Below are 23,101 nucleotides of genomic sequence, written 5' to 3'. Positions count from 1 at the left end.
CGGGCCCCGGACCGGGAGCGGGCCGGGCGCCGGCCAGGCCCGTCCGTCACTCTCAGTTCATGGGGGCGATGAGCGAGCGCAGGAACGCCAGGTCGACGTCCTCCAGCGAGCGGACGACCGTACGCCCCGGTGCCGGTTCGATCACGCCGACCGAGGGGACGGCCACGACCCGGCAGCCGGCGGCCTCCGCGGCCGCCACACCGGTGCGGGTGTCCTCGATGACCGCGCACCGCGAGGGGTGCGCGCCCAGCGTCCGCGCGGCGAGCAGGTACGGGTCGGGGTGCGGCTTGGTACGGACCACCTCGTCGCCGGCGACGGTCAGCGTGAACCGGTCGCGGCCGAGGGTGAGCAGGACCCGGTCGATGACGCGGCGGTGGGAGGCGGAGACGAGCGCGGTGGGCACGTTGTGCCGGGCCAGCTCGGCCAGCAGCCGCTCGGCGCCCGGCATCAGCGGCACCCGGTCGGCGATGCGGGCCTCGAAGCGCTCGTTGAGCAGGACGCTCAGCTCGGCGATGGTGATGGCGGCCCCCGTGGCCTCGATCAGGAAGCCGGCGCTGCGGGTCATGGGCCCCCCGACGACCTCGTCGCGCCAGGCGTCCTCGAGCCGGTGGCCGAGCTCGCGGAAGACCTCCGCCTCGATCTCCCACCAGAAGCCCTCGGTGTCCACCAGGGTGCCGTCCATGTCGAGCAGCACCGCCTGCAGGGCCGAGCCGTCGGCCGTGCGGGTGACCGGGGCGGGAACGGTGCTCGTCATGCGCATGCCTCTCCGAAGGGACGAGAAGGCCGGTCACCTCTTCCTCGGGGCATACCACCCCTCGGAACAGGCGACCGGCCTGTATGGGACCGACAAGTGTACGTCGGCGGAGCTCAGCGTGCGTTGAAATACTTCGCTTCGGGGTGGTGGATCACGATCGCGTCCGTCGACTGCTCCGGGTGGAGCTGGAACTCCTCCGAGAGGTGGACGCCGATCCGCTCCGGCTGGAGGAGGTCGGCGATCTTCGCGCGGTCCTCCAGGTCGGGGCAGGCGCCGTAGCCGAGGGAGAAGCGGGCACCCCGGTACTTGAGGTCGAACATGTCCTCGACCTTCGCCGGGTCCTCGCCGCCGAATCCGAGCTCGGCGCGGACCCGGGCGTGCCAGTACTCGGCCATGGCCTCGGCGAGCTGGACGGACAGGCCGTGCAGCTCCAGGTACTCGCGGTAGGAGTCGGACGCGAACAGCTCGGCAGTCGCCTCGCCGATCTTCGAGCCGACGGTGACCACCTGGAGGCCGACGACGTCGGTCTCGCCGGACTCCTCCGGGCGGAAGAAGTCCGCGAGGCACAGGCGGCGGCCGCGGCGCTGGCGCGGGAAGGTGAAGCGGGTCCGCTCGTTGCCGGCGTCGTCGAGGATGATCAGGTCCTCGCCCTTGGAGACGCAGGGGAAGTAGCCGTAGACGACGGCCGCCTCCAGCAGGTTCTCGGTGTGCAGCTTCTCCAGCAGGCCGCGCAGGCGCGGGCGGCCCTCGCTCTCGACGAGCTCCTCGTAGGTGGCGCCGCCGGCGCGGGCCTGCTTCAGGCCCCACTGGCCCTTGAAGAGGGCGCCCTCGTCCAGCCAGGAGGCGTAGTCCTTGAGCGGGATGCCCTTGACCACCCGGGTGCCCCAGAACGGCGGGGTGGGCACCGGGTTGTCGACACAGACGTCGGAGCGGCCGCCGGTCTCCTCCGGCTCCTCCACCTGGAGGGCGGGAGTGTCCCGCTTGGCGACGCGGCGCTGCTTGAGCTCGGGCAGGGTGGCGCCCGGCACGCCGCGCTTGACGGCGATGAGGGCGTCCATGAGGCGCAGGCCCTCGAAGGCGTCGCGGGCGTAGCGGACCTCGCCCTCGTAGATCTCGTGGAGGTCCTGCTCGACGTAGGCGCGGGTGAGGGCGGCGCCGCCGAGGATCACCGGGTAGTCGGCGGCCAGCTTGCGCTGGTTCAGCTCCTCCAGGTTCTCCTTCATGATCACGGTCGACTTCACGAGCAGGCCCGACATGCCGATGACGTCGGCCTTGTGCTCCTGGGCGGCTTCGAGGATCGCCGAGACGGGCTGCTTGATGCCGATGTTGACGACGTTGTAGCCGTTGTTGGTCAGGATGATGTCGACGAGGTTCTTGCCGATGTCGTGGACGTCGCCGCGGACGGTGGCCAGGACGATGGTGCCCTTGCCCTCGTCGTCCGTCTTCTCCATGTGCGGTTCGAGGTAGGCCACCGCCGACTTCATGACCTCGGCGGACTGCAGGACGAAGGGGAGCTGCATCTGGCCGGAGCCGAAGAGCTCGCCGACGACCTTCATGCCCTCCAGGAGGGTGTCGTTGACGATGTCGAGGGCGGGGCGGGTCCGGAGGGCCTCGTCGAGGTCGGCCTCCAGGCCGTTCTTCTCGCCGTCGATGATGCGGCGCTGCAGGCGCTCCTCCAGGGGCAGGGCGAGGAGCTCCTCGGCGCGGCCGGCCTTGAGGGACTTGGTGTTGACGCCCTCGAAGAGGGCCATCAGCTTCTGCAGCGGGTCGTAGTCCTCGGTGCGCCGGTCGTAGATCAGGTCGAGGGCGGTGGAGACCTGCTCCTCGTCGAACCGGGCGATCGGCAGGATCTTGGAGGCGTGGACGATGGCCGAGTCCAGGCCCGCCTTGACGCACTCGTCGAGGAAGACGGAGTTCAGCAGGACGCGGGCGGCCGGGTTCAGGCCGAAGGAGATGTTCGACAGGCCGAGCGTGGTCTGGACGTCGGGGTGGCGTCGCTTGAGCTCGCGGATCGACTCGATCGTGGCGATGCCGTCGCGGCGGGACTCCTCCTGCCCGGTGCAGATGGTGAAGGTCAGCGTGTCGATGAGGATGTCGGACTCGCGGATGCCCCAGTTGGCCGTCAGGTCCTCGATGAGGCGTTCGGCGATGGCGACCTTGTGCTCGACGGTGCGGGCCTGGCCCTCCTCGTCGATGGTCAGCGCGATGAGCGCGGCTCCGTGCTCCTGGGCCAGCCGGGTGACCTTGGCGAAGCGGGACTCGGGCCCGTCGCCGTCCTCGTAGTTCACCGAGTTGATGACCGCGCGGCCGCCGAGCTTCTCCAGGCCCGCCTTGATGACGGGGACCTCGGTGGAGTCCAGGACGATCGGCAGGGTGGAGGCGGTGGCGAAGCGGCCGGCGAGCTCCTCCATGTCGGCGACGCCGTCGCGGCCGACGTAGTCCACGCAGAGGTCGAGCATGTGCGCGCCCTCGCGGATCTGGTCGCGGGCCATCTCGACGCAGTCGTCCCAGCGGCCCTCCAGCATGGCCTCGCGGAACTTCTTGGAGCCGTTGGCGTTGGTGCGCTCGCCGATCGCCATGTAGGAGGTGTCCTGGCGGAAGGGCACGGACTGGTAGAGGGAGGCGGCGCCGGGCTCGGGCCGGGGGTCGCGCTGGACGACGGCCCTGCCGCGGACCCGCTCGACGACCTGGCGCAGGTGCTCCGGGGTGGTGCCGCAGCAGCCGCCGACCAGGGAGAGGCCGTACTCGCGGACGAAGGTCTCCTGGGCGTCGGCGAGCTCGGCGGCGGTCAGCGGGTAGTGCGCGCCGTCCTTGGTCAGGACGGGCAGGCCGGCGTTGGGCATGCAGGAGAGCGGGATGCGGGCGTTGCGCGCGAGGTGGCGCAGGTGCTCGCTCATCTCGGCGGGGCCGGTGGCGCAGTTCAGGCCGATCATGTCGATGCCGAGGGGCTCCAGCGCGGTCAGGGCCGCGCCGATCTCGGAGCCCAGCAGCATGGTGCCGGTGGTCTCGACGGTGACGGAGCAGATCAGCGGGACGTTGACGCCGAGCGCCTCCATGGCGCGGCGGGCGCCGATGATGGAGGACTTGGTCTGCAGGAGGTCCTGGGTGGTCTCGACGAGCAGCGCGTCGGAGCCGCCGGCGAGCAGGCCCTCGGCGTTGGTCTGGTAGGCGTCGCGGATCTGCGCGTAGGTGATGTGGCCGAGCGTGGGCAGCTTGGTGCCGGGGCCCATGGAGCCGAGGACCCAGCGCTGCTGTCCGGTGGAGGCGGTGAAGGAGTCGGCGACCTCGCGGGCGATGCGGGCGCCCGCCTCGGAGAGCTCGAAGTTGCGTTCGGCGATGTCGTACTCGGCGAGGGCGGCGTAGTTCGCGCCGAAGGTGTTGGTCTCGACGCAGTCCACGCCCACCGAGAAGTACGCCTCGTGCACCGTGCGGACGATGTCGGGGCGGGTGGCGTTGAGGACCTCGTTGCAGCCTTCGAGCTGCTGGAAGTCGTCGAGGGTGGGGTCCTGCGCCTGGAGCATCGTTCCCATGGCTCCGTCGGCGACGACCACGCGGGTCGCGAGCGCCTCCCGGAGGGCGTCGGCCCGGGTCTGGGTATCGGCGGGCGGGTTCGGCAACGAGGCCATGGAGTGCTCCCTGGGATGCGACGGCTGTCGGCTTTGCACCCCCGCTGTGTCAGGGGTGCACGCGGCCAGGGTAACCGCGAGGCACCGGCCCCGGTGTGGGTGTCCCACGTGGCGGACTGCATTCTGTGGCGGGAACGTGGCGGGGGTGTCCCGCCGACCGTACGGCGAACAGATCTCCGGCGGTGCGCGAGGTCGGCATCGACCGATACTGTTCAGCATTGTCGAACCGCGTCAAGATGTACGTACGTAACGAAGGTCAGCAGGAGGCTGCGCGATGGCACGGAACATCCAGTCGCTCGAACGAGCCGCTGCGATGCTGCGACTCCTGGCGGGCGGAGAGCGCCGGCTGGGGCTCTCCGACGTGGCCTCGTCACTGGGCCTGGCCAAGGGCACGGCCCACGGCATCCTGCGCACCCTGCAGGCCGAGGGCTTCGTGGAGCAGGACCCGGCCTCGGGGCGCTACCAGCTGGGCGCGGAGCTGCTGCGCCTGGGCAACAGCTATCTCGACGTCCACGAGCTGCGCGCCCGCGCCCTGGTGTGGACCGACGACCTGGCCCGGGCGAGCGGCGAGAGCGTGTACGTGGGCGTGCTGCACCAGAGCGGGGTGCTGATCATGCACCACGTGTTCCGGCCCGACGACAGCCGCCAGGTGCTGGAGGTCGGGGCCATGCAGCCGCTGCACTCGACCGCGCTGGGCAAGGTGCTGTCGGCGTACGACCCGGTCGCGCACACCCAGGCGCTGGAGGTGGAGCGCGACGCCTTCACCCCCCGTACGGTCACCGACCCCATCGGCTTCGAGGAGATCCTGGGCCTGACCCGGGCGCGCGGCTGGGCCGCGGACGTCGAGGAGACGTGGGAGGGCGTCGCCTCGGTGGCGGCCCCGATCCACGACCGGCGCCGGATGCCGGTGGGCGCGGTGGCGGTCGCGGGGGCCGTGGAACGGGTCTGCGGCGAGGGCGGCGAGCCCCGCGCGGCCCTGGTGGCCTCGGTGCGCGACTGTGCGCGCTCCGTTTCACGCGATCTCGGCGCAGGCCGGTTCTGACCTCTCTTTAACAGGCCTCGGCCATCCCCTGGCCCCCTTCTGCCCATTTTTCGCCATATCTCGACCTTGAGATGGCCGGATTTGGCTGATCGCACGTGCTGGTAACGATCCGACACATTGGCCAGGCCGACCCTTGACGCATTCTTCACCTGGGCGGAAAACTGCCGTTCACCGGTCGACATTGTCGAACACCTAACGGCAATACGCGCTAGGATGCGACAAGGCCAAGGACCGGTGCAGCACTCACCGAGTGCGCGGAACCACCGGAGGGACCCGGTTTCCGCCCACCCCTGGACGTACGTAAGGAGTCGCGGGTGTCCAGCTCCGACATCTTCATCGGCGAGACCATCGGTACCGCCCTGCTCACCCTGCTCGGCGGTGGCGTCTGCGCCGCCGTGACGCTCAAGAGCTCCAAGGCCCGCAACGCGGGCTGGCTCGCGATCACCTTCGGCTGGGGCTTCGCCGTACTGATCGCGGCCTACGTGTCCGCGCCGCTCTCCGGTGCGCACCTCAACCCGGCGGTCACCGTCGGCCTCGCCGTCAAGACCGGCGAGTGGGGCGACACGCCCGTCTACTTCGCCGGCCAGCTGCTGGGCGCCATGCTCGGCGCGGTGGTGATGTGGGTGACCTACTACGGCCAGTTCCGCGCACACCTGTCCGACCCCGAGCACATCCGCGACGCCAAGCTCGGCCCGCAGGACCCGCACCCGCACGACGTGGCCGGCCCGGTGCTCGGCATCTTCTCCACGGGTCCCGAGATCCGCAACGTCGTGCAGAACCTCGCGACCGAGATCATCGGCACCGCCGTCCTGGTCCTGGCGATCCTGACCCAGGGCCTGCAGGACGGCGGCAAGGGCCTCGGTGTCATCGGTGTCCTGATCACGTCCTTCGTGGTCGTCGGCATCGGCCTCTCGCTGGGCGGCCCGACCGGCTACGCCATCAACCCGGTCCGCGACCTCGGCCCCCGAATAGTCCACGCCCTGCTGCCGCTCCCGAACAAGGGCGGCTCCGACTGGGGATACTCCTGGATCCCGGTGGCCGGCCCGCTCGTCGGTGCCGTGCTCGCCGGCGGTCTTTACAACATCGCGTTCGCCTGATCAGCATCTGCCGCGCTCGTAAGATCCGCACCGCACTCCTGATTCCGCCTACTCACCAGACCTGCCAGGAGCAGCCATCATGACCAGCAGCACCGGCCCCTTCATCGCCGCGATCGACCAGGGCACGACCTCCTCCCGCTGCATCGTCTTCGACCGCGACGGCCGCATCGTCGCCGTCGACCAGAAGGAGCACGAGCAGATCTTCCCGAAGCCGGGCTGGGTGGAGCACGACGCCACCGAGATCTGGACCAACGTCCAGGAGGTCGTCGCCGGCGCGATCGCCAAGGCCGAGATCACCGCCGCCGACGTCAAGGCGATCGGCATCACCAACCAGCGCGAGACCACCCTGCTGTGGGACCGCCACACCGGTGAACCCGTCCACAACGCGCTCGTGTGGCAGGACACCCGTACCGACGCCCTGTGCAAGGAGCTCGGCCGCAACGTCGGCCAGGACCGCTTCCGACGCGAGACCGGCCTGCCGCTGGCGAGCTACTTCGCGGGCCCCAAGGTCCGCTGGCTGCTCGACAACGTCGAGGGCCTGCGCGAGCGCGCCGAGGCCGGCGACATCCTCTTCGGCACCATGGACTCCTGGGTCATCTGGAACCTCACCGGTGGCGCCGAGGGCGGTGCGCACGTCACGGACGTCACCAACGCCTCGCGCACCATGCTGATGAACCTGCACACCCTGGCCTGGGACGAGAAGATCGCGGATTCGATGGGCGTCCCGCTCAACGTGCTCCCCGAGATCAAGTCCTCCGCCGAGGTCTACGGCCACGTCAAGGACGGCGTCCTCGCCGGTGTCCCGGTCGCCTCGGCGCTCGGCGACCAGCAGGCCGCGCTGTTCGGCCAGACCTGTTTCGCCGAGGGCGAGGCCAAGTCCACGTACGGCACCGGAACGTTCATGCTCATGAACACCGGCGACAAGATCATCAACTCCTACAGCGGCCTGCTGACCACGGTCGGCTACCAGATCGGCGACCAGAAGCCGGTCTACGCCCTGGAGGGCTCCATCGCCGTCACCGGCTCGCTCGTCCAGTGGATGCGCGACCAGATGGGCCTGATCAAGTCCGCGGCCGAGATCGAGACCCTGGCCTCCTCCGTGGAGGACAACGGCGGCGCCTACTTCGTGCCGGCCTTCTCCGGCCTGTTCGCCCCGTACTGGCGCTCCGACGCCCGCGGTGTGATCGCCGGCCTCACCCGGTACGTCACCAAGGCGCACATCGCCCGTGCCGTCCTGGAGGCCACCGCCTGGCAGACCCGTGAGATCACCGACGCCATGACCAAGGACTCGGGCGTCGAGCTCGCCGCCCTCAAGGTCGACGGCGGCATGACCTCCAACAACCTGCTGATGCAGACGCTCTCGGACTTCCTGGACGCCCCCGTGGTGCGCCCGATGGTCGCCGAGACCACCTGCCTCGGCGCCGCCTACGCCGCCGGCCTGGCCGTCGGCTTCTGGCCCGACACCGACGCCCTGCGCGCCAACTGGCGCCGCGCGGCGGAGTGGACCCCGCGGATGCCCGCCGAGCAGCGGGAGCGCGAGTACAAGAGCTGGCTCAAGGCCGTCGAGCGGTCCATGGGCTGGGTCGACGACGAAGACGCCAGCTGATCCGCACCAGCTGAGTCAATCGACGAGGAGCGATAAGAGATATGAGCACCCTGCAGAGCGTTCCCGCCCTGGGTACGCACCCGACCGCCGGCGCGAACGCGAGCCGTGCCGAGACCCGCGAGCAGCTGGCGAAGGCCACGTACGACCTGCTGGTCATCGGCGGTGGAATCCTGGGCACCTCGGTGGCCTGGCACGCCGCGCAGTCGGGTCTGCGGGTTGCCATGGTGGACGCCGGCGACTTCGCCGGCGCCACCTCCTCGGCCTCCTCCAAGCTCGTCCACGGGGGCTTGCGCTACCTGCAGACCGGCGCGGTCAAGCTGGTGGCGGAGAACCACCACGAGCGGCGGGTGCTGGCCAAGGACGTGGCCCCGCACCTGGTCAACCCGCTCACCTTCTACCTGCCGGTCTACAAGGGCGGTCCGGTGGGTGCGGCCAAGCTGGGCGCGGGCGTCTTCGCCTACTCCGCCCTCTCGGCCTTCGGCGACGGCATGGGCAAGGTCATATCCCCCGCCCGTGCCGTCGCCGACAACCCCGGCCTGAAGACCGACAACCTCAAGGCCGTCGCGGTCTACTACGACCACCAGATGAACGACTCCCGCGTCGCCGTCATGACGGTCCGCGCGGCCGTCGAGTCGGGCGCGGTCGTCCTCAACCACGCCGAGGTCACCGGCCTGCGCAAGACGAACGGCCGGGTCACCGGCGCCGAGCTCAAGGACCGCCTGGACGGCACCGAGTTCGGCATCGACGCACGCGTCGTGCTCAACGCCACCGGCCCGTGGGTGGACCACCTGCGGCGCATGGAGGACAAGCACTCGATGCCGTCGATCCGCCTCTCCAAGGGCGCGCACATCGTCATGAAGCGCAAGTCGCCGTGGAAGGCCGCCATGGCCACCCCGATCGACAAGTACCGCATCACCTTCGCCCTCCCGTGGGAGGACCAGCTGCTGCTCGGCACCACCGACGAGGTGTACGAGGGCGACCCGGCGGACGTGCGCGCCACCGAGTCCGACATCCAGCAGATCCTGGACGAGGCGGCCTTCTCGGTGAAGGACGCCGACCTCGACCGCTCGCTGATGACGTACGCCTTCGCCGGCCTGCGCGTGCTGCCCGGCGGCCCCGGCGGGGTGGAGAAGGCCAAGCGCGAGACCGTCGTCTCCGAGGGCGCGGGCGGCATGCTCTCGGTCGCCGGCGGCAAGTGGACCACCTACCGCCACATCGGCCGCGTCGTCATGGACAAGCTGGCCAAGCTCCCGGGCAGCCCGCTGACCGAGGACATGGAGCCGGTGAAGTCCCTCGTACGCCGGATCGCGCTGCCGGGTGTCGCCAACCCGAACGCGGTCGCGCACCGGCTGCTGGTGGACCGTGAGCCCGGCACCCGCATGGACCCGCTGACCGCGCGCCACCTGGCCTCGCACTACGGCTCCCTGGCCTTCGACATCGCGCGCCTCGCGAACGAGGACCCGGCACTGGCCGAGCGCATCCACCCGGACGGTCCGGAGATCTGGGCGCAGGTCGCCTACGCACGGGACCACGAGTGGGCCGAGACCGTCGACGACGTGCTGCGCCGCCGCACGACGGTGACGATCCGCGGCCTGGACGACGACTCCGTCAAGGCCCGGGTCGAGGAGATGCTGGCCCGCAAGGCATAGCTCTCACGCAGGTGGGGAAGAGGGGCGGTTCCGAGGGGAACCGCCCCTCTGTCGTGGGCTGTGGCCGCTGTCCCCTCAAGGCTTAGGCTGACCCACGTACGCAAGGAACTTCGGAAGGAGACCTGGGTGATCGAGCTTGAGGGCGTGCCCGAGCTGATCGACCCGGTCATGGTGGCCGCGTTCGAGGGCTGGAACGACGCGGGTGACGCGGCCTCCGGTGCGGTCGCACACCTGGACCGGGAGTGGAAGGGCGAGGTCTTCGCGGCTCTGGACGCCGAGGACTACTACGACTTCCAGGTCAACCGGCCCACGGTGTGGCTGGACAACGGGGTACGGAAGATCACGTGGCCGACGACCCGGCTCTCGGTGGTCCGGATCGGCGGGGCCAAGCCTCGCGACCTGGTGCTGGTACGCGGAATCGAACCGTCCATGCGGTGGCGGTCGTTCTGCAACGAGATCCTCGGCTTCGCGCACGAGCTGGGCGTCGAGATGGTCGTCATCCTCGGGGCGCTCCTGGGGGACACGCCGCACACCCGGCCGGTGCCGGTGAGCGGGGTCACCTCGGACGCGGACCTGGCGCGGACCATGGACCTGGAGGAGACCAAGTACGAGGGCCCCACGGGCATCGTGGGCATCCTCCAGGAGGCCTGTACGCACGCCGGGGTGCCGGCCGTGTCGCTGTGGGCGGCCGTGCCGCACTACGTGTCGCAGCCGCCGAACCCGAAGGCGACGCTGGCCCTCCTCAACCGGCTGGAGGACCTGATCGACATCAGGATCCCGCTGGGCGAACTGCCGGAGGACGCCCGCGCGTGGCAGCTGGGCGTCGACCAACTGGCCGCCGAGGACAGCGAGGTGGCGGAGTACGTCCAGACGCTGGAGGAAGCGCGGGACACCGCGGACCTGCCGGAGGCCTCGGGCGACGCGATCGCGCGGGAGTTCGAGCGGTACCTGCGGCGGCGGGATCCCTCGGCGGGCCCCTCGGCCGATCCGGGCGACAGCTCCTACCTCCGGGACACCAGCGGGGGCCTCCCCCGCCCTCCGAAGCGCAAGCCGGACACCTCCGGGGACGAGCCGCCGGAGGCCCCGCCCGAGGAGGACGGCCCCTCGCAGGCCTGAGCGGCGCCGCGCAGCAAGCTCCGGGCCGCGCCCGGACAGCCGGGGCCGGGGCTCCGCCCCCACCCCGCGCCTCGCACGCCGGCGAGGCCGGTTGTCCCGGCCCGTCCGGTGGTTCGGACCGGGTCGGGGCAGATCCCGGGGCGCGCGGAAGGGCGGGCAGGGGACGGCTCCGCGCGGCGGCGGCCCGCACCGCGCCCGAACGCCCGATGCCCCCGGCCGGGGGCCAGGGGCATCGGTGGCGGGGCCGCGGAGGCTACAGGGCCACGCCCAGGAGGGCGTCCACGGTCCGGGAGACCAGGCCGGGGGCCGACTCGTCGTCGCCGTCGGTGGCGTTCTGGAGCTCCACCCAGCGGTCCACGGCCGCCAGTGCCGCAGGCGCGTCCAGGTCGTTCGCGAGGGCCTCGCGGACCTCTTCGAGGACCGCGTCGGCCGGGATGCCGTCCGGGCGGGACACCGCCGCGCGCCACCGCTCCAGCCGGGCCACGGCCTCGTCGAGGACGGCGTCCGTCCACTCCCAGTCCGCCCGGTAGTGGTGCGAGAGCAGGGCCAGGCGGATCGCCGCCGGGTCCACCCCGGCGCGGCGCAGCGCCGAGACGAAGACGAGGTTGCCCTTCGACTTCGACATCTTCTCGCCGTGCAGGGCGACCATGCCGGCGTGGACGTACGCCTTGGCCATGGGGAACTCGCCCGTCAGCGCCTGGGCGTGCGAGGCGCCCATCTCGTGGTGCGGGAAGGCGAGGTCGGAGCCGCCGCCCTGGATGTCGAAGCCCATGCCCAGGTGGTCCAGGGCGATCGCGACGCATTCGATGTGCCAGCCGGGCCGGCCTCGGCCCAGCGAGCCGCCGTCCCAGGCCGGCTCGCCCGGACGCGCCGCCATCCACAGCATCGGGTCCAGCGGGTTCTTCTTCCCCGCGCGGTCGGGGTCGCCGCCCCGTTCCGCCGAGAGCAGCCGCATCGCCTCGGCGTCGAGGTGGGAGACCCCGCCGAAGTGCGGGTCGGACTCCACCGAGAAGTAGATGTCGCCCTCGAGCTCGTACGCGGCGCCCGCGTCCCGCAGCCGCTCGACCAGCGGCACGATGCCGGGTATGGCCTCGACGGCTCCGATGTAGTGCTGCGGCGGCAGCATCCGCAGGGCCGTCATGTCCTCGCGGAAGAGCGCGGTCTCGCGCTCGGCCAGCTCGGTCCAGTCGTGGCCGTCGCGCAGCGCCCGCTCCAGGAGCGGATCGTCCACGTCCGTGACGTTCTGGACGTAGTGGACCTGCCGCTTGGTGTCGAGCCACACGCGCTGCACGAGGTCGAACGCGTTGTAGGTCGCCGCGTGACCGATGTGGGTCGCGTCGTACGGGGTGATGCCGCAGACGTAGATGCGGGCGACGGGACCGGGGGCGAGGGTGATCGTCCCCTGGGTCGCGGTGTCGTGGATCTGGAGGTCGCGGCCCTTGCCGGGCAGGGCGGGGACCTCAGAAGCGGGCCAGGCATGCATGTCTCGAGCCTAACCGGACGGATGTTCCGGAAACGAACTGGACCTGCACTGTTGTCTTGATCGGCACTCTTGCGGTCTGGCCGATTCTGTGCGTACCGGCGTTGGCCGGTTCAGACCGGTGGCCAGGGGATCGACGGCCACTGCCCGGACGGCTGCGGGTGCTTTCCGGTGCGCAGCATGTGCGCCACCCGCCCGCGTACGGCGGCCAGCTCGGCCGCCGTGATCAGTTCGGCCAGGCGGGTGGCGAGGGGGGCTCCCTCGGCCAGTTCCGCGGCCAGTGCGGCGAGCGCCGCGCGGGCCTCGTCCGTCAGCGGCTCCCCCGCCCAGCCCCACAGCAGGGTGCGCAGTTTGTCCTCGGTGTGGAAGGTCACGCCGTGGTCGATGCCGTAGATCCGCCCGTCGGGCGCGGGCAGCAGGTGCCCGCCCTTGCGGTCGCCGTTGTTGATCACGGCGTCGAGGACGGACAGCCGGCGCAGCCTGGGGTCGTCGGCGTGGACGAGCAGGGCGGTGCGGCCCTCGCCGACCTCGGCGAAGGCCACGGGCTTCCAGCCCTCGCCGGCCTCGTCGCCCTCGACGAGCGCGAGGAGCTCCTCCTGCGGGGAGTCCTCCCGCGGCTGCCGGGACTCGATCCACTGCTGGACCATGCCCTCGCCGTAGGGTCCGTCGCGCAGCACGGTGGCGGGCACCAGGCCCCAGCCGGTGGCCTCGGAGACCAGGTAGGCGGCGACCTCGCGCTGGGCGAGGCTGCCGTCGGGGAAGTCCCACAGCGGCCGCTCCCCCTTGACCGGCTTGTAGACGCAGTCGGCGCTCGCGCCGTCGTAGGTGACGGTGCACAGCAGGACCGCGTTGGACGCCTCGCGGATCCGGCCGACGACGGTCAGCTCCCCCTTGGCGAGCAGCTCCTCCATGTACACCTGCCTGTCCCCCTGGCCCGTCACGCCTGGCGCCGGTAGCCGTTCTGGCGCGGGCACACGTGCCCCTCCGGGTCCAGCGGCAGGCTGCACAGCGGACACGGCGGGCGGCCGGCGTTGACCACGTCCAGGGCGCGCTTGGCGAAGGCGCGGGCCTGGGCGCCGGTGAGGCGGACCCGCAGCATCGGCGGGCCGTTCTCCTCGTCCTGGAGCAGCCGCTCCTCGGCCTCGGCGAGGTCCTCGTCGGACTCGGCGTCGAGCTCCACCAGGGCCTGGGCCTCGACGATCATCCGCTGCTCCTCGCCGTCCCAGGCCAGGGCCATGGTGCCGACGCGGAACTCCTCCTCGACGGGAACGTCCAGCGGGGCGGTGTCGGCGGCCTCCGCCGGGGCCACGGCCGGGACCGGGGCGTTTCCGCCGGTGCGCCGCACGACCTCGTCCAGCAGCTCGTCCATCCGCTCGGCCAATGCGGCGACCTGGGTCTTCTCCAGGGAGACGCTGGTGACGCGGGGGCCGGAGGAGGCCTGCAGGAAGAACGTACGGCGTCCCGGCAAGCCGACCGTGCCGGCCACGAAGCGGTCCGGCGGGTCGTAGAGGAACACCTGACGGGGCACGTCCAGTCTCCAAGTCTCGGCGGCGGGGGCTGTTCTGCGCCCTTGTGTGGGCCCGTCCACCCTACTGCGCCGCGCGATCACGCCGCGCCCGCGCCGCCCCCCACGACGGCGTTCCCCGAGTCCTCGGCGTCCTTGTCGGAGGCGACGGGCTCCGGTGCGGCCGGGCGCCGCACGAGGGAGCCGAAGTCCCCGGTGTCGCCGAGCCGGAACACGAACGGGCGGGTCGGGGTGTAGCGGATCGCGGTCACCGAGCAGGGGTCGACGTGGATGCGCTGGAAGAGGTCCAGGTGCATGCCGAGGGCGTCGGCGACGAGGGACTTGATGATGTCGCCGTGCGAGCACATCAGGAAGGCGGCGTCGGTGCCGTCGCTCTCCTCGATCCGCGCGTTCCAGTCGCGTACGGCGTCCACGGCGCGCGCCTGCATGGCCCGCATGGACTCGCCGCCGGGGAAGGCCGCCGCCGACGGGTGCTGTTGCACGATCTTCATCAGCGGTTCTTCGGAGAGTTCGGAGAGTTTGCGGCCGGACCAGTCGCCGTAGTGGCATTCGCCGATGCGCTCGTCGGTGTGGAGTTCCAGTTCGGGCCGCGCGGCCAGCAGGGGTGCGAGGGTCTCCCGGCAGCGTTGCAGCGGGCTGGTGACGGCGGCGGCGAGCGGTACGCCCGCCAGCCGTCCGGGGAGCGCGGCGGCCTGCTCGGCGCCGCGTTCGTCGAGGGCCACGCCGGGGGTCCATCCGGCGAGCAGCCCTGCGGTGTTGGCGGTGGACCGCCCGTGTCGTACGAGGATCAGCGTGGCCATGGGGGCCAGCGTAGGCGGTGCCGGACGGGTGCGGGTCCGTCGGCGGCGGGGGAGAATGTTCGGCGTGATTGTCGACTGCGCGATGTACCGGGACGGTCGCCGCGCCGAGGGTCCCGAGGACTTCTCGGACGCCCTGGACGAGGCCCGGGCGAGCGGTGACGCCTTCCTGTGGATCGGCACGTACGAGCCGACGGAGGCGGAGTTCGATCACGTCCGCCGGGAGTTCGGCCTGCACCCGCTGGCGGTGGAGGACGCGCTCAACGCCCACCAGCGCCCCAAGCTGGAGGTGTACGACGACTCGCTGTTCGTCGTGCTGAAGCCGGTGCTCTACGACGAGGCCACGGACACCGTGTCGGCGGGCGAGCTGATGCTGTTCATCGGCGATTCCTTCGTCGTCACCGTCCGGCACGGCGAGGGGGCTCCGCTGACCGCCGTGCGCCACCGGCTGGAGCAGGAGCCGGACGTGCTGCGGCACGGCCCGACGGCGGTGCTGTACGCGGTGTCCGACGCGGTGGTGGACCACTACATCGAGGTCGCTGCCGAGCTCCAGTCGGACCTGGAGGAGCTGGAGGCGGAGGTCTTCGCCCCGAACGCCTCGGACACCAAGAACACCGCTGCCCGGATCTACGGCTTCAAGCGGCAGGTGCTGGAGTTCCGGCGGGCGACGAACCCGCTGCTGGCGCCGATGGACCGGCTCGCCTTCGGGCAGGTGCCGTTCGTCCACGAGCACGCCCGGCCGTTCTTCCGCGACGTCGCCGACCACCTGACCAAGGCGAGCGAGTACATCGAGGGCCTGGACCGGCTGCTGTCGGACGCGCTGGCCGCGCACCTCGCGCAGACGGGTCTGCGGCAGAACGACGACGTGCGGAAGATCTCGGCCTGGGCGGCGATCGCGGCCGTCCCGACGATGGTGGCGGGGATCTACGGGATGAACTTCGACCACATACCGGAGCTTCACCAGTGGTGGGGCTATCCGGCGGTGCTGGCACTCATGGCGGGGGTCTGCCTGGGCCTGCACCGGATGTTCAAGCGCCGGGGCTGGCTCTAGGCGCGGGCGGGCACGCCGGTGCGGCGGGTGCGGCGGGTGCGGCGGCTATGCGTACTCGGGGCTGGTGGCGGGGGCGCCGCCGAGGGCGTCGCGCCGCTCGGGCATCCGCAGGTCGACCATCCGGTGCCAGCCGCTGAAGCGCTCGTACGCGTACATCGCGCGGATGCCCGCGGCCAGCAGGGCGGCCTTCGGCGCGGGCCAGTGCAGCAGCCGCCCCATGTGCTCCATCACGGCGAGGCTGACGTCGCGGTAGACGGAGATCTCGGCGAGCGCGCTCTCGCGGAGCACCCGCTGGATGGTCCGGGCGTGGCCGGCGCGGGCGAGGCGCAGCAGTTCCTCGTGGCAGTAGGCGAGGTGGTTGCCCTCGTCGTTGCTGATCATGTGGATGGCCCTGCCCACCACCGGGTGGTCGCCGAAGAACTTGACCAGCATGTCCATCTGTTCGGCGGCGCGCTGTTCGGTGACGCGGCTGTGCGCGAGGTAGACGACGATGTCCTCCTCGCTCAGGGCCTGCTGGCGGCGCAGCTTGTCGTGTGCGAGGCCGATGCCGCGGCGCTCCAGCAGCATCGTGTAGTCGGTCTCGGGCGGCACGGGGACGGCCTGCAGGCCGCGTTTGCGGAGCAGGGCGTGGAAGATCCGGCCGTGCTTGTCCTCGTCGGCGCCGTGCCGGGTGATCTTGGGCGCGAGGTCGCGCATGGCGTCCGGCACCAGGGCCGCGATGCGGGCGTTCTCCCAGCCGCCCTGGGCCTCCCCGCTGGCGGCGATGGAGCAGAACAGCTGGAAGGAGTCGTCGTTGTCGACGATCTCCTGGAACAGGCTGCGGGCAGAGAGCATGCAACGAGTCAAACGCCGGTCCGCGGGGCGGGCAACCGCCGGGTGGCACTACTCGTCCGAATGAACGAACCCCCGGGCCGGGCCCGCAGGCGTAACCCCGCGGGCCTCCGGCGCGTTGTTGGCTGTGTCGGCCGTGGCGGGGAAGACCCCCCGAGCCCCCACCACGGCCGCAGGACTCCCCCGCGGGCAGCCGGCTCAGGCGAGGCCCGCGCGCTCCATGGCCTCGGTACCGGCGCGCAGGGCGGCGATCCGCTCGTCGAGGGTGAAGCCGGCCGGCGCCAGCGTGAGGGTGGTGACCCCGGCCTCGGCGTAGGCCCGCATCCCGTCGGCGATCCGCTCGACGGGGCCGAGCAGCGTCGTGGAGTCGATCAGCGAGTGGGGGACGGCCTCGGCCGCACCGTCCTTGTCGCCGGCCAGGTACTTGTCCTGGATCTCGGCGGCTTCCTTCTCGTAGCCCATGCGCTGGGCCAGCTGGTTGTAGAAGTTCTGCTTCCGGCTGCCCATGCCGCCCACGTACAGGGCGGTGTACGGGCGGAACATGTCGGCGAGGGCGGTCACGTCCTCGCCGAGGGCCAGCGGCACGGTCGGGCAGACGTCGAACCCGTCCATCGTCAGCCCGGCCTTCTCGCGGCCCGCCCGGATGTGGGTGAGCGCGGTGGCCTCCAGGTGCTCGGCGGCCGGGAAGATCAGCAGGGCGCCGTCGGCGATCTCGCCGGTCTGCTCCAGGTTCTTGGGCCCGATGGCGGCGATGTAGAGCGGGATGTGCTCGCGCTCGGGGTGCACGGTCAGCTTGATCGGCTTGCCCGGGCCGCCGGGCAGCGGCAGGGTCCAGTGCTCGCCCTCGTAGCTGAGCCGCTCGCGGGACATGGCCTTGCGGACGATCTCCACGTACTCGCGGGTGCGGGCGAGCGGCTTGTCGAACTTGACGCCGTACCAGCCCTCGGAGACCTGCGGGCCGGAGACGCCGAGGCCGAGCCGGAAGCGGCCCTTGGTGAGGGAGTCGAGGGTGGCCGCGGTCATCGCGGTCATGGCGGGCTGCCGGGCGGGGATCTGGAGGATCGCCGAGCCGACGTCGATGCGCTCGGTCTGGGCGGCGACCCAGGCCAGGACGGTCGGGGCGTCCGAGCCGTAGGCCTCCGCCGCCCAGCAGACGTCGTAGCCGAGGCGGTCGGCCTCCTGGGCGACGGCGAGGTTGTCGGCGTCCATGCCCGCGCCCCAGTAACCGAGATTGATGCCGAGCCGCATGAGTCGTCCCCTTACCGGTGTACCGATCAGTAACGTTGGTGTGCGGGGACTGTAGCGCGCCCGGGTGCTCCACGTCAGCGCCCCAGTAGTCTCAGCGCTCATGGAGCAGAGGCATCTCGGCCGCACCGGACTGCGCGTCTCCCGGATCGGCCTCGGCACCCTCACCTGGGGCCGCGACACCGGCGAGGAAGCCGCCGCCGAACAGGTGAAGACGTTCTGGGAGGCGGGGGGCACCCTCGTCGACACCGCCGACGTGTACGGCGACGGGGAGGCGGAGTACCTCCTCGGGCGCCTGGTGGGCGGACTCGTCCCGCGCCGGGACCTGGTGATCGCGACCAAGGCGGGCAGCGTGCCCGACCCGGACCGGCGCTTCGACGGCTCGCGCGGCCATCTGCTCGCCGCCCTGGACGACTCGCTGGACCGGCTGGGCACGGATCACGTCGACCTGTGGCAGGTGCACGCCTTCGATCCGGCGACCCCGGTGGAGGAGACCCTGCACGCCCTTGACCTGGCGGTGAGCAGCGGCCGGGCCCGCTACGCGGGGGTGGCCGGCTTCTGCGGCTGGCAGCTGGCGAAGGCGGCGACCTGGCAGCTGGCGGCCCCCGGGGTGCGCACCAGGATCGCCTCGACGCAGATGGAGTACTCCCTGTTGCAGCGCGGCGTCGAGCGGGAGGTCCTGCCGGCCGCGCTGGACCTGGGGGTCGGCCTGCTGCCCTCCTCCCCGCTGGGCCGCGGAGTCCTGACGGGCAAGTACCGGGAGGGCACGCCCGCCGATTCCCGGGGCGCCTCGCAGTCCCTGGCCGCGCTGGTGGAGCCGTACCTGGACGAGACGGCGGGCCGGATCGTGGACGCGGTGGTGACGGCCGCGCAGGGGCTGGCCGTGACCCCGCTCCAGGTGGCCCTGGCCTGGATCCGGGACCGGCCGGGGGTGGTCGCGCCGATCGTCGGCGCGCGGACGTCGGCGCAGCTCGCGGCGGCTTTGTCGGTGGAGGAGCTTAGTCTTCCGGAGGAGATCTGCCGGGCGCTGGACGACGTGTCGGCACCGGAGCACCGCTATCCCGACCAGGACTGGAGCACGCTGTGAGCACGGACCGTCAGGCCGAGACCGCTACCGCTGCCGCGGAGGAACCGGCCGGGGCGCAGGCCGACTCGGACGCGCCCGAGGCCGGCACCGCCGCCGCGGAGGACCAGGCCGGGACCCGCACCGACGCGGACGGGGCCGGGGCGTCGGCTGCCGGGGAGGCTCCCCCGGCGGCCGACGCCACGGCCGAGGACGGAACCGGGCCCGCCGCGGGCGCCGGGGACGCCGGGGCCGAGGACGGAGCCGGGGCCGCGGGGGACGCCGGGGCCGGGCCCGCCGCAGACGCCACGGCAGAGGACGGGGCCGGGCCCGCCGCAGGTGGTGGGTTGAGCGAGGCCCAGGCGGAGCTGGCCGCGCAGAAGGTCGAGCGGGAGCGGATCGCCCGGCGCAAGGCCGAACGGGAGCGTCCCGTGGAGGCCGGCGCGAAGCTCAGCGGGAAGGCCGCCGACCTGCTGGCCGCCGTACGGGCCGTGGAGAGCGGTGCGAAGCCCTCCGCCGTGTACTTCGACGAGGCGCCGGCCGCGCCCCGCAGGCCGGCCCCCGCTCCCCCGGCGCCGCGTCCGGCCGCTCCGGCGCCGACGGCTGCCGCCGTGCCCTCCGCCGACGCCGTCGAGGGCGTACGGGCCGTCCTGGCCCGCGGTGGCGCTCCCGAGTCGCTGGCGGGGCCCGTGGCGGCGGCCCTCGGCGAGGGAGCCGCGGAGGAGCTCGCGCACAACCCGTGGCGGCTGCTGGCCGTCCCCGCGGTGCGCCCGACGCAGGCCGACGGCTTCGCCCGGGCGCTGCTGGGCTCGGGGGCCGGCCCCGGGGACGAGCGCCGCACGGGCGTCCTGGTCGGCTGGCTGCTGGAGCAGGCGGGCCTGAAGGGGCACACCGCGCTGGAGGCCCCGGTCCTGGAGAAGGCCCTGGCCCAGTACGGCGTGCCGGAGCCGGCAGAGGCGCTGGAGCAGGCCATCGCGGAGGCGTCGGTGCTGGTCTTCCACGAGCCCCTCGGCCCGCCGGTGGAGGAGGGCGAGGAGCAGCCGGTACGGATCCTCGTGGGTCTGGAGGGCGCCGCGATGGCCGAGGAGAGCCTGGCCGACGGTCTGGCCCGGCTGGCCGGCACGTTCGGCGGCCCGGCGGACTGGGAGCAGGCCGCCGCGGCGGCGCCGGACCGGTCCTCCGGGGAGCTGGTCCGCGCGGTCGCCGGCCACGGCCTGGTCACCCATACGGGTGGTGAGGCCGCCCGGGCCGAACCGCTCGCGCTGGCCGCGGCGGCCCGTGGGCTGGGCCTGCGCGTCTGCGTCGCCGCGCACGCCCCGGGCGGCGCCGACTCGGTGACGGTGGCGGGGCTGCTGTCCGGTCAGGAGGGGCCCGGGCGGGACGCGGACGGGCAGTTCGCACTGGACCTGCTGGTCGTGCTGGACGCGCCGCAGCTGGACGTGGAGAGCGCGGCCGCACTGGTCGAGGGCGTGCCCGACGGGGCCCGGCTGGTCCTGTCCGGGGACCCCGGTGTGCTGGGCTCCGCCGGGGCGGGACGGGTGTTCGCCGATCTGCTGGCGGCGCGGACCTGCCCGCACCTGGTCTCCCGCACCCCGGACCCGGGCCCCCTCGGCGAGCTGGTCTCCGGTGTGGGGATCGGCGAGTTGAACCAGGTCGACGCGCCCGGCAAGGAGGTCGTCATCGTCCCGGTGCAGGACGCCGGGGAGGCCGTGCACCGTGCCGTGCAGCTGGTGGCCGAGTCCGTGCCGCGGGCCTTCGGGATCCCGGCGGACGGCGTGCAGGTCATCACTCCGGGCCACGGCGGCCCGGCGGGGACGCGGGCGTTGAACGCCTCCCTCAAGGAGCGGCTCAACCCCGGGCCGGGCCGGTTCGGCGGCTTCGACCCCGGTGACCGGGTGGTCCATGTGCCGTCCCCGGGGCGGGCCCTGCCGGCCCGTGTGGTGTCGGCCGACGCCGAGGGGCTGCACCTGGACCGCGCGGGCGCGCGGATCGTCGTACCGAAGGAGCTCGTCGAGTCCCAGGTGCGGCACGGCTGGGCGGTGACGGCGCATCAGGCGGTGGGTTCGCGCTGGCCGGCGGTGGTCGTCGTGCTGCCGGGCGACGCGGCGCAGTCCCTGTCGCGGGACTGGGTCTACACGGCGTTCGGGCGGGCCGAGCGGCACCTTTCGGTGGTGCACGGGGTCGACCAGGTCCTGCCGCGCGCCGTCGCCGAGGTGCTGCCCAAGCCGCGTACGACGCGGCTGACGGGGCTGCTGAAGGCCCTGGCCGCGGCGGGCGGACAGCAGGAGCGGTAGGCGGCCGCGGCCTCCCGTCCGAGGGCCGGGAGGCCGCGCCGTGGGGCCGCGCCGGGGCGCGGCCGCGGATGTCAGGCGGTGGTCAGGCGGCGGTCAGGCGGTGGTCAGGCCCGGCCGGGCGGTCTGGCCCTCGTCCTCGACGTCGTCGAGATCGTCCGCTTCCTCGTCGAAGACGGAGCTGACGTCGAAGCGGTGCAGGACGTCCTGCGGGTCGATGTGTCCGAAGGGCGAGCCCAGCCACTCCCCCGGCTCCGCCATGTCCTCGGAGGCGGCGATCCAGAGCGTGGAGTCTCCCTCCTCCAGCCCGAAGTCCTTGTAGCGGGAGGCGATCTCGTCGGGTTCGTACTCCCCGAAGAGCACGCCGAGGGCGTCGGCGGTGCCGCCGTCGTGGACGAAGTCCGCGTCCCGGTCGTGCGCAGCGACACGCTCGGCCTGGGCGATCAGCCGCGCCGGCTCGACGACGGCGTAGTCGCGGCGGATGAGCACGCTGAAGGCGGCGGGTTCGGCGGGCCCGGTGTACGGGACGCCGTCCTCGGGCGTCGGGATCTCGAAGGGCGTGACCTCGTCGTAGCGGTCGTAGAGGAGTTCGTCGTACTCCTCGGCGGCGGCGGCGAGTTCGTTGAAGGCGGCGTAGACGTCCGGATCCTCGTCCCCGATCCTGCGCTCGACCGCGGCGAGGTGACGGTCGAGCGCGGCCTTGACCGCCTCGGCGGCGGCGCGGACCTCGGCAACAGTGGGCAGAGCGGCATCAGACATAGAGCAGACGCTATCCGTAGCAGGGCTCTGCCCGCACAATAGATGCGATGCCGGAATACGAATTTGTCGACGTGTACGTGCCCCGCGGGGTTCCTCGCAAGGAAGCGACCCGCCTGCTGACCGACCATGCCGAGTACGGGAACTGGGAGATCGACCGGCTGAGCCTGCACCGGGACGGCAGCCGCCGCGTGCGGCTGCGCCGCCGGATCATCCGCCAGGTCCGCGCGACCTGGTGAGCGCGGGCCCCGGGGGCGGGGCCCGCGTCGTGAGCAATCGTCAGGCGGCGTTTCTGGCACGCCGGTAGAGCACGGTGCCGGCCAGCAGCAGGCCACCCGCGATCGGGAGGCCTGCGGTCAGGACGTCACCGGAGCCGGTGGCGGCGAGACCGGGGTTCTCCCCGGTCCCGGTGCCGGTTCCCGTGCCGGGGTGCGTGACGGGGGTGACCGTACCGGCGCCGGGGCTCCCGGGGGTGCCGGGGGTACCCGGGTTGCCAGGAGTACCGGGGTTGCCGGGGTTACCAGGATTCCCAGGGTTACCGGGATTCCCAGGGCTGCCCGGGTTGCCGGGGTTACCGGGATTCCCAGGGTTACCGGGATTCCCAGGGCTGCCCGGGTTGCCGGGGTTACCGGGATTCCCAGGGTTACCGGGATTCCCCGGGTTGCCCGGGTTGCCGGGGTTCCCAGGGTTGCCCGGGTTGCCGGGGTTCCCAGGGTTACCGGGGTTCCCAGGGTTACCGGGGTTCCCAGGGTTACCGGGGTTGCCCGGGTGGTCGTCGCACGGTTCGTCGTCACCCGGGTTCCCGGGGTTACCCGGGTTCCCGGGGTTACCGGGGTGGCCGGGGTGACCCGGATGTCCGGGGTGGCCCGGGTGACCGGGGTGACCCGGCTTGCCGTGGCCGGAGGCGTTGGCGCAGTGGTTCCCGAAGGCCGGGTTGAGGCCTCCCACCACCGTCACCGTGTTCCCGCAGGCGTTCACCGGCGCGTCCACGGGCGCCTGCACGGTGTTCCCGGACAGCAGGCCCGGAGAGTTCTTCGCTTGCCCCGCAGCACCGGAATCCGCGTGTGCGTAGCCCCCGCCCAGCGCGAGGACACCCCCCGCGGCCGCCATGGTGATCAGGGTCTTCCTGGTGACCTGTGCCGGTCGTCGCATCTGTACTCGTCCCCTGGTGT

At 72.3% G+C, this 23,101-nt stretch carries 19 protein-coding genes; 9 read left to right on the top strand and 10 right to left on the bottom strand.

The window, feature by feature from the left end:
* Positions 1 to 52: 52 nt before the first annotated feature.
* Complete coding sequence (locus AVW11_RS21005; protein WP_030853081.1) at positions 53 to 754, bottom strand: HAD family hydrolase; 702 nt, start codon at positions 752 to 754, stop codon at positions 53 to 55.
* Between the two features lie 113 nt (positions 755 to 867).
* On the bottom strand, positions 868 to 4,380 hold the full coding sequence (metH, locus tag AVW11_RS21000; RefSeq protein WP_076045272.1) for a methionine synthase: 3,513 nt from the start codon (positions 4,378 to 4,380) through the stop codon (positions 868 to 870).
* A 274-nt stretch (positions 4,381 to 4,654) separates the two neighbouring features.
* Between metH and AVW11_RS20995 the strand changes: the two genes are divergently transcribed.
* The 5 genes from AVW11_RS20995 to AVW11_RS20975 all read left to right on the top strand — a co-directional run bounded on the left by AVW11_RS20995 (position 4,655) and on the right by AVW11_RS20975 (position 10,890).
* The gene (locus tag AVW11_RS20995; protein ID WP_076045270.1) at positions 4,655 to 5,422 is read left to right on the top strand and encodes an IclR family transcriptional regulator; all 768 of its coding nucleotides are present in this window, start codon (positions 4,655 to 4,657) and stop codon (positions 5,420 to 5,422) included.
* 314 nt (positions 5,423 to 5,736) lie between these two features.
* On the top strand, positions 5,737 to 6,519 hold the full coding sequence (locus tag AVW11_RS20990) for an MIP/aquaporin family protein (protein ID WP_030853092.1): 783 nt from the start codon (positions 5,737 to 5,739) through the stop codon (positions 6,517 to 6,519).
* Positions 6,520 to 6,598: 79 nt separating this feature from the next.
* Positions 6,599 to 8,125 (top strand): glycerol kinase GlpK, encoded by a 1,527-nt coding sequence (gene glpK, locus AVW11_RS20985; protein ID WP_030853094.1) that lies wholly within the window; start codon positions 6,599 to 6,601, stop codon positions 8,123 to 8,125.
* 41 nt (positions 8,126 to 8,166) lie between these two features.
* On the top strand, positions 8,167 to 9,774 hold the full coding sequence (locus AVW11_RS20980) for a glycerol-3-phosphate dehydrogenase/oxidase (RefSeq protein WP_030853096.1): 1,608 nt from the start codon (positions 8,167 to 8,169) through the stop codon (positions 9,772 to 9,774).
* A 126-nt stretch (positions 9,775 to 9,900) separates the two neighbouring features.
* On the top strand, positions 9,901 to 10,890 hold the full coding sequence (locus AVW11_RS20975) for a PAC2 family protein (RefSeq protein WP_076045268.1): 990 nt from the start codon (positions 9,901 to 9,903) through the stop codon (positions 10,888 to 10,890).
* A gap of 253 nt (positions 10,891 to 11,143) precedes the next feature.
* Here the strand turns inward: AVW11_RS20975 and mshC are convergent, their stop codons facing one another.
* From mshC to AVW11_RS20955, 4 genes are all read right to left on the bottom strand, one after another.
* Entirely contained in the window at positions 11,144 to 12,373 is a 1,230-nt protein-coding gene (gene mshC / locus AVW11_RS20970; protein ID WP_030853101.1) for a cysteine--1-D-myo-inosityl 2-amino-2-deoxy-alpha-D-glucopyranoside ligase, read from the bottom strand.
* Positions 12,374 to 12,483: 110 nt separating this feature from the next.
* A complete protein-coding gene (locus AVW11_RS20965; protein ID WP_076045266.1) occupies positions 12,484 to 13,344 on the bottom strand; it encodes an SCO1664 family protein in 861 nt (286 codons plus the stop codon).
* Positions 13,308 to 13,898 (bottom strand): DUF3090 domain-containing protein, encoded by a 591-nt coding sequence (locus AVW11_RS20960; RefSeq protein WP_030853103.1) that lies wholly within the window; start codon positions 13,896 to 13,898, stop codon positions 13,308 to 13,310. The genes AVW11_RS20965 and AVW11_RS20960 overlap by 37 nt, the downstream gene beginning before the upstream one ends.
* Before the next feature lie 77 nt (positions 13,899 to 13,975).
* A complete protein-coding gene (locus AVW11_RS20955) occupies positions 13,976 to 14,695 on the bottom strand; it encodes a histidine phosphatase family protein (RefSeq protein ID WP_030853105.1) in 720 nt (239 codons plus the stop codon).
* Between the two features lie 55 nt (positions 14,696 to 14,750).
* On the opposite strand from AVW11_RS20955, the gene AVW11_RS20950 reads away from it, so the two are divergent.
* Positions 14,751 to 15,743: a magnesium and cobalt transport protein CorA gene (locus tag AVW11_RS20950; protein WP_030853107.1), complete on the top strand. Its 993-nt coding sequence runs from the start codon at positions 14,751 to 14,753 to the stop codon at positions 15,741 to 15,743.
* Positions 15,744 to 15,788: 45 nt separating this feature from the next.
* Here the strand turns inward: AVW11_RS20950 and AVW11_RS20945 are convergent, their stop codons facing one another.
* Both AVW11_RS20945 and AVW11_RS20940 read right to left on the bottom strand, forming a co-directional pair.
* Positions 15,789 to 16,577 (bottom strand): hypothetical protein, encoded by a 789-nt coding sequence (locus AVW11_RS20945; RefSeq protein ID WP_076045264.1) that lies wholly within the window; start codon positions 16,575 to 16,577, stop codon positions 15,789 to 15,791.
* Between the two features lie 195 nt (positions 16,578 to 16,772).
* Positions 16,773 to 17,822: an LLM class F420-dependent oxidoreductase gene (locus tag AVW11_RS20940; protein ID WP_076045262.1), complete on the bottom strand. Its 1,050-nt coding sequence runs from the start codon at positions 17,820 to 17,822 to the stop codon at positions 16,773 to 16,775.
* A gap of 100 nt (positions 17,823 to 17,922) precedes the next feature.
* Here AVW11_RS20940 and AVW11_RS20935 point away from each other — a divergent pair, with 100 nt between their 5' ends.
* Together AVW11_RS20935 and AVW11_RS20930 are read left to right on the top strand one after the other, a co-directional pair.
* On the top strand, positions 17,923 to 18,906 hold the full coding sequence (locus AVW11_RS20935) for an aldo/keto reductase (RefSeq protein WP_030853119.1): 984 nt from the start codon (positions 17,923 to 17,925) through the stop codon (positions 18,904 to 18,906).
* A complete protein-coding gene (locus AVW11_RS20930; RefSeq protein WP_076045260.1) occupies positions 18,903 to 21,176 on the top strand; it encodes an ATP-dependent DNA helicase in 2,274 nt (757 codons plus the stop codon). Before AVW11_RS20935 ends, AVW11_RS20930 begins: the two co-directional genes overlap by 4 nt.
* Positions 21,177 to 21,269: 93 nt before the next feature.
* On the opposite strand, the gene AVW11_RS20925 is transcribed toward AVW11_RS20930, so the two are convergent.
* Complete coding sequence (locus AVW11_RS20925) at positions 21,270 to 21,932, bottom strand: hypothetical protein (protein WP_060178581.1); 663 nt, start codon at positions 21,930 to 21,932, stop codon at positions 21,270 to 21,272.
* Between the two features lie 47 nt (positions 21,933 to 21,979).
* Between AVW11_RS20925 and AVW11_RS20920 the strand changes: the two genes are divergently transcribed.
* The gene (locus tag AVW11_RS20920; RefSeq protein WP_030037337.1) at positions 21,980 to 22,168 is read left to right on the top strand and encodes a DUF5703 family protein; all 189 of its coding nucleotides are present in this window, start codon (positions 21,980 to 21,982) and stop codon (positions 22,166 to 22,168) included.
* Between the two features lie 40 nt (positions 22,169 to 22,208).
* On the opposite strand, the gene AVW11_RS38045 is transcribed toward AVW11_RS20920, so the two are convergent.
* Complete coding sequence (locus AVW11_RS38045; protein ID WP_079250718.1) at positions 22,209 to 23,081, bottom strand: chaplin; 873 nt, start codon at positions 23,079 to 23,081, stop codon at positions 22,209 to 22,211.
* Between the last annotated feature and the right edge of the window lie 20 nt (positions 23,082 to 23,101).

This window comes from Streptomyces amritsarensis, assembly GCF_001953875.1.
Lineage (GTDB): Bacteria > Actinomycetota > Actinomycetes > Streptomycetales > Streptomycetaceae > Streptomyces > Streptomyces amritsarensis.
The sequence above is the reverse complement of the archived record's forward strand: the minus strand, read 5'-3'. Positions and strand labels throughout refer to the sequence as shown.

Bases quoted from the DNA above. Each gene is read 5' to 3' on its own strand.
- AVW11_RS21005 (WP_030853081.1), bottom strand. From the start codon at position 754: ATGACGAGCACCGTTCCCGCCCCGGTCACCCGCACGGCCGACGGCTCG.
- metH (WP_076045272.1), bottom strand. From the start codon at position 4,380: ATGGCCTCGTTGCCGAACCCGCCCGCCGATACCCAGACCCGGGCCGAC.
- AVW11_RS20995 (WP_076045270.1), top strand. From the start codon at position 4,655: ATGGCACGGAACATCCAGTCGCTCGAACGAGCCGCTGCGATGCTGCGA.
- glpK (WP_030853094.1), top strand. From the start codon at position 6,599: ATGACCAGCAGCACCGGCCCCTTCATCGCCGCGATCGACCAGGGCACG.
- AVW11_RS20980 (WP_030853096.1), top strand. From the start codon at position 8,167: ATGAGCACCCTGCAGAGCGTTCCCGCCCTGGGTACGCACCCGACCGCC.
- mshC (WP_030853101.1), bottom strand. From the start codon at position 12,373: ATGCATGCCTGGCCCGCTTCTGAGGTCCCCGCCCTGCCCGGCAAGGGC.
- AVW11_RS20955 (WP_030853105.1), bottom strand. From the start codon at position 14,695: ATGGCCACGCTGATCCTCGTACGACACGGGCGGTCCACCGCCAACACC.
- AVW11_RS20950 (WP_030853107.1), top strand. From the start codon at position 14,751: ATGTTCGGCGTGATTGTCGACTGCGCGATGTACCGGGACGGTCGCCGC.
- AVW11_RS20945 (WP_076045264.1), bottom strand. From the start codon at position 16,577: ATGCTCTCTGCCCGCAGCCTGTTCCAGGAGATCGTCGACAACGACGAC.
- AVW11_RS20940 (WP_076045262.1), bottom strand. From the start codon at position 17,822: ATGCGGCTCGGCATCAATCTCGGTTACTGGGGCGCGGGCATGGACGCC.
- AVW11_RS20935 (WP_030853119.1), top strand. From the start codon at position 17,923: ATGGAGCAGAGGCATCTCGGCCGCACCGGACTGCGCGTCTCCCGGATC.
- AVW11_RS20925 (WP_060178581.1), bottom strand. From the start codon at position 21,932: ATGTCTGATGCCGCTCTGCCCACTGTTGCCGAGGTCCGCGCCGCCGCC.
- AVW11_RS20920 (WP_030037337.1), top strand. From the start codon at position 21,980: ATGCCGGAATACGAATTTGTCGACGTGTACGTGCCCCGCGGGGTTCCT.
- AVW11_RS38045 (WP_079250718.1), bottom strand. From the start codon at position 23,081: ATGCGACGACCGGCACAGGTCACCAGGAAGACCCTGATCACCATGGCG.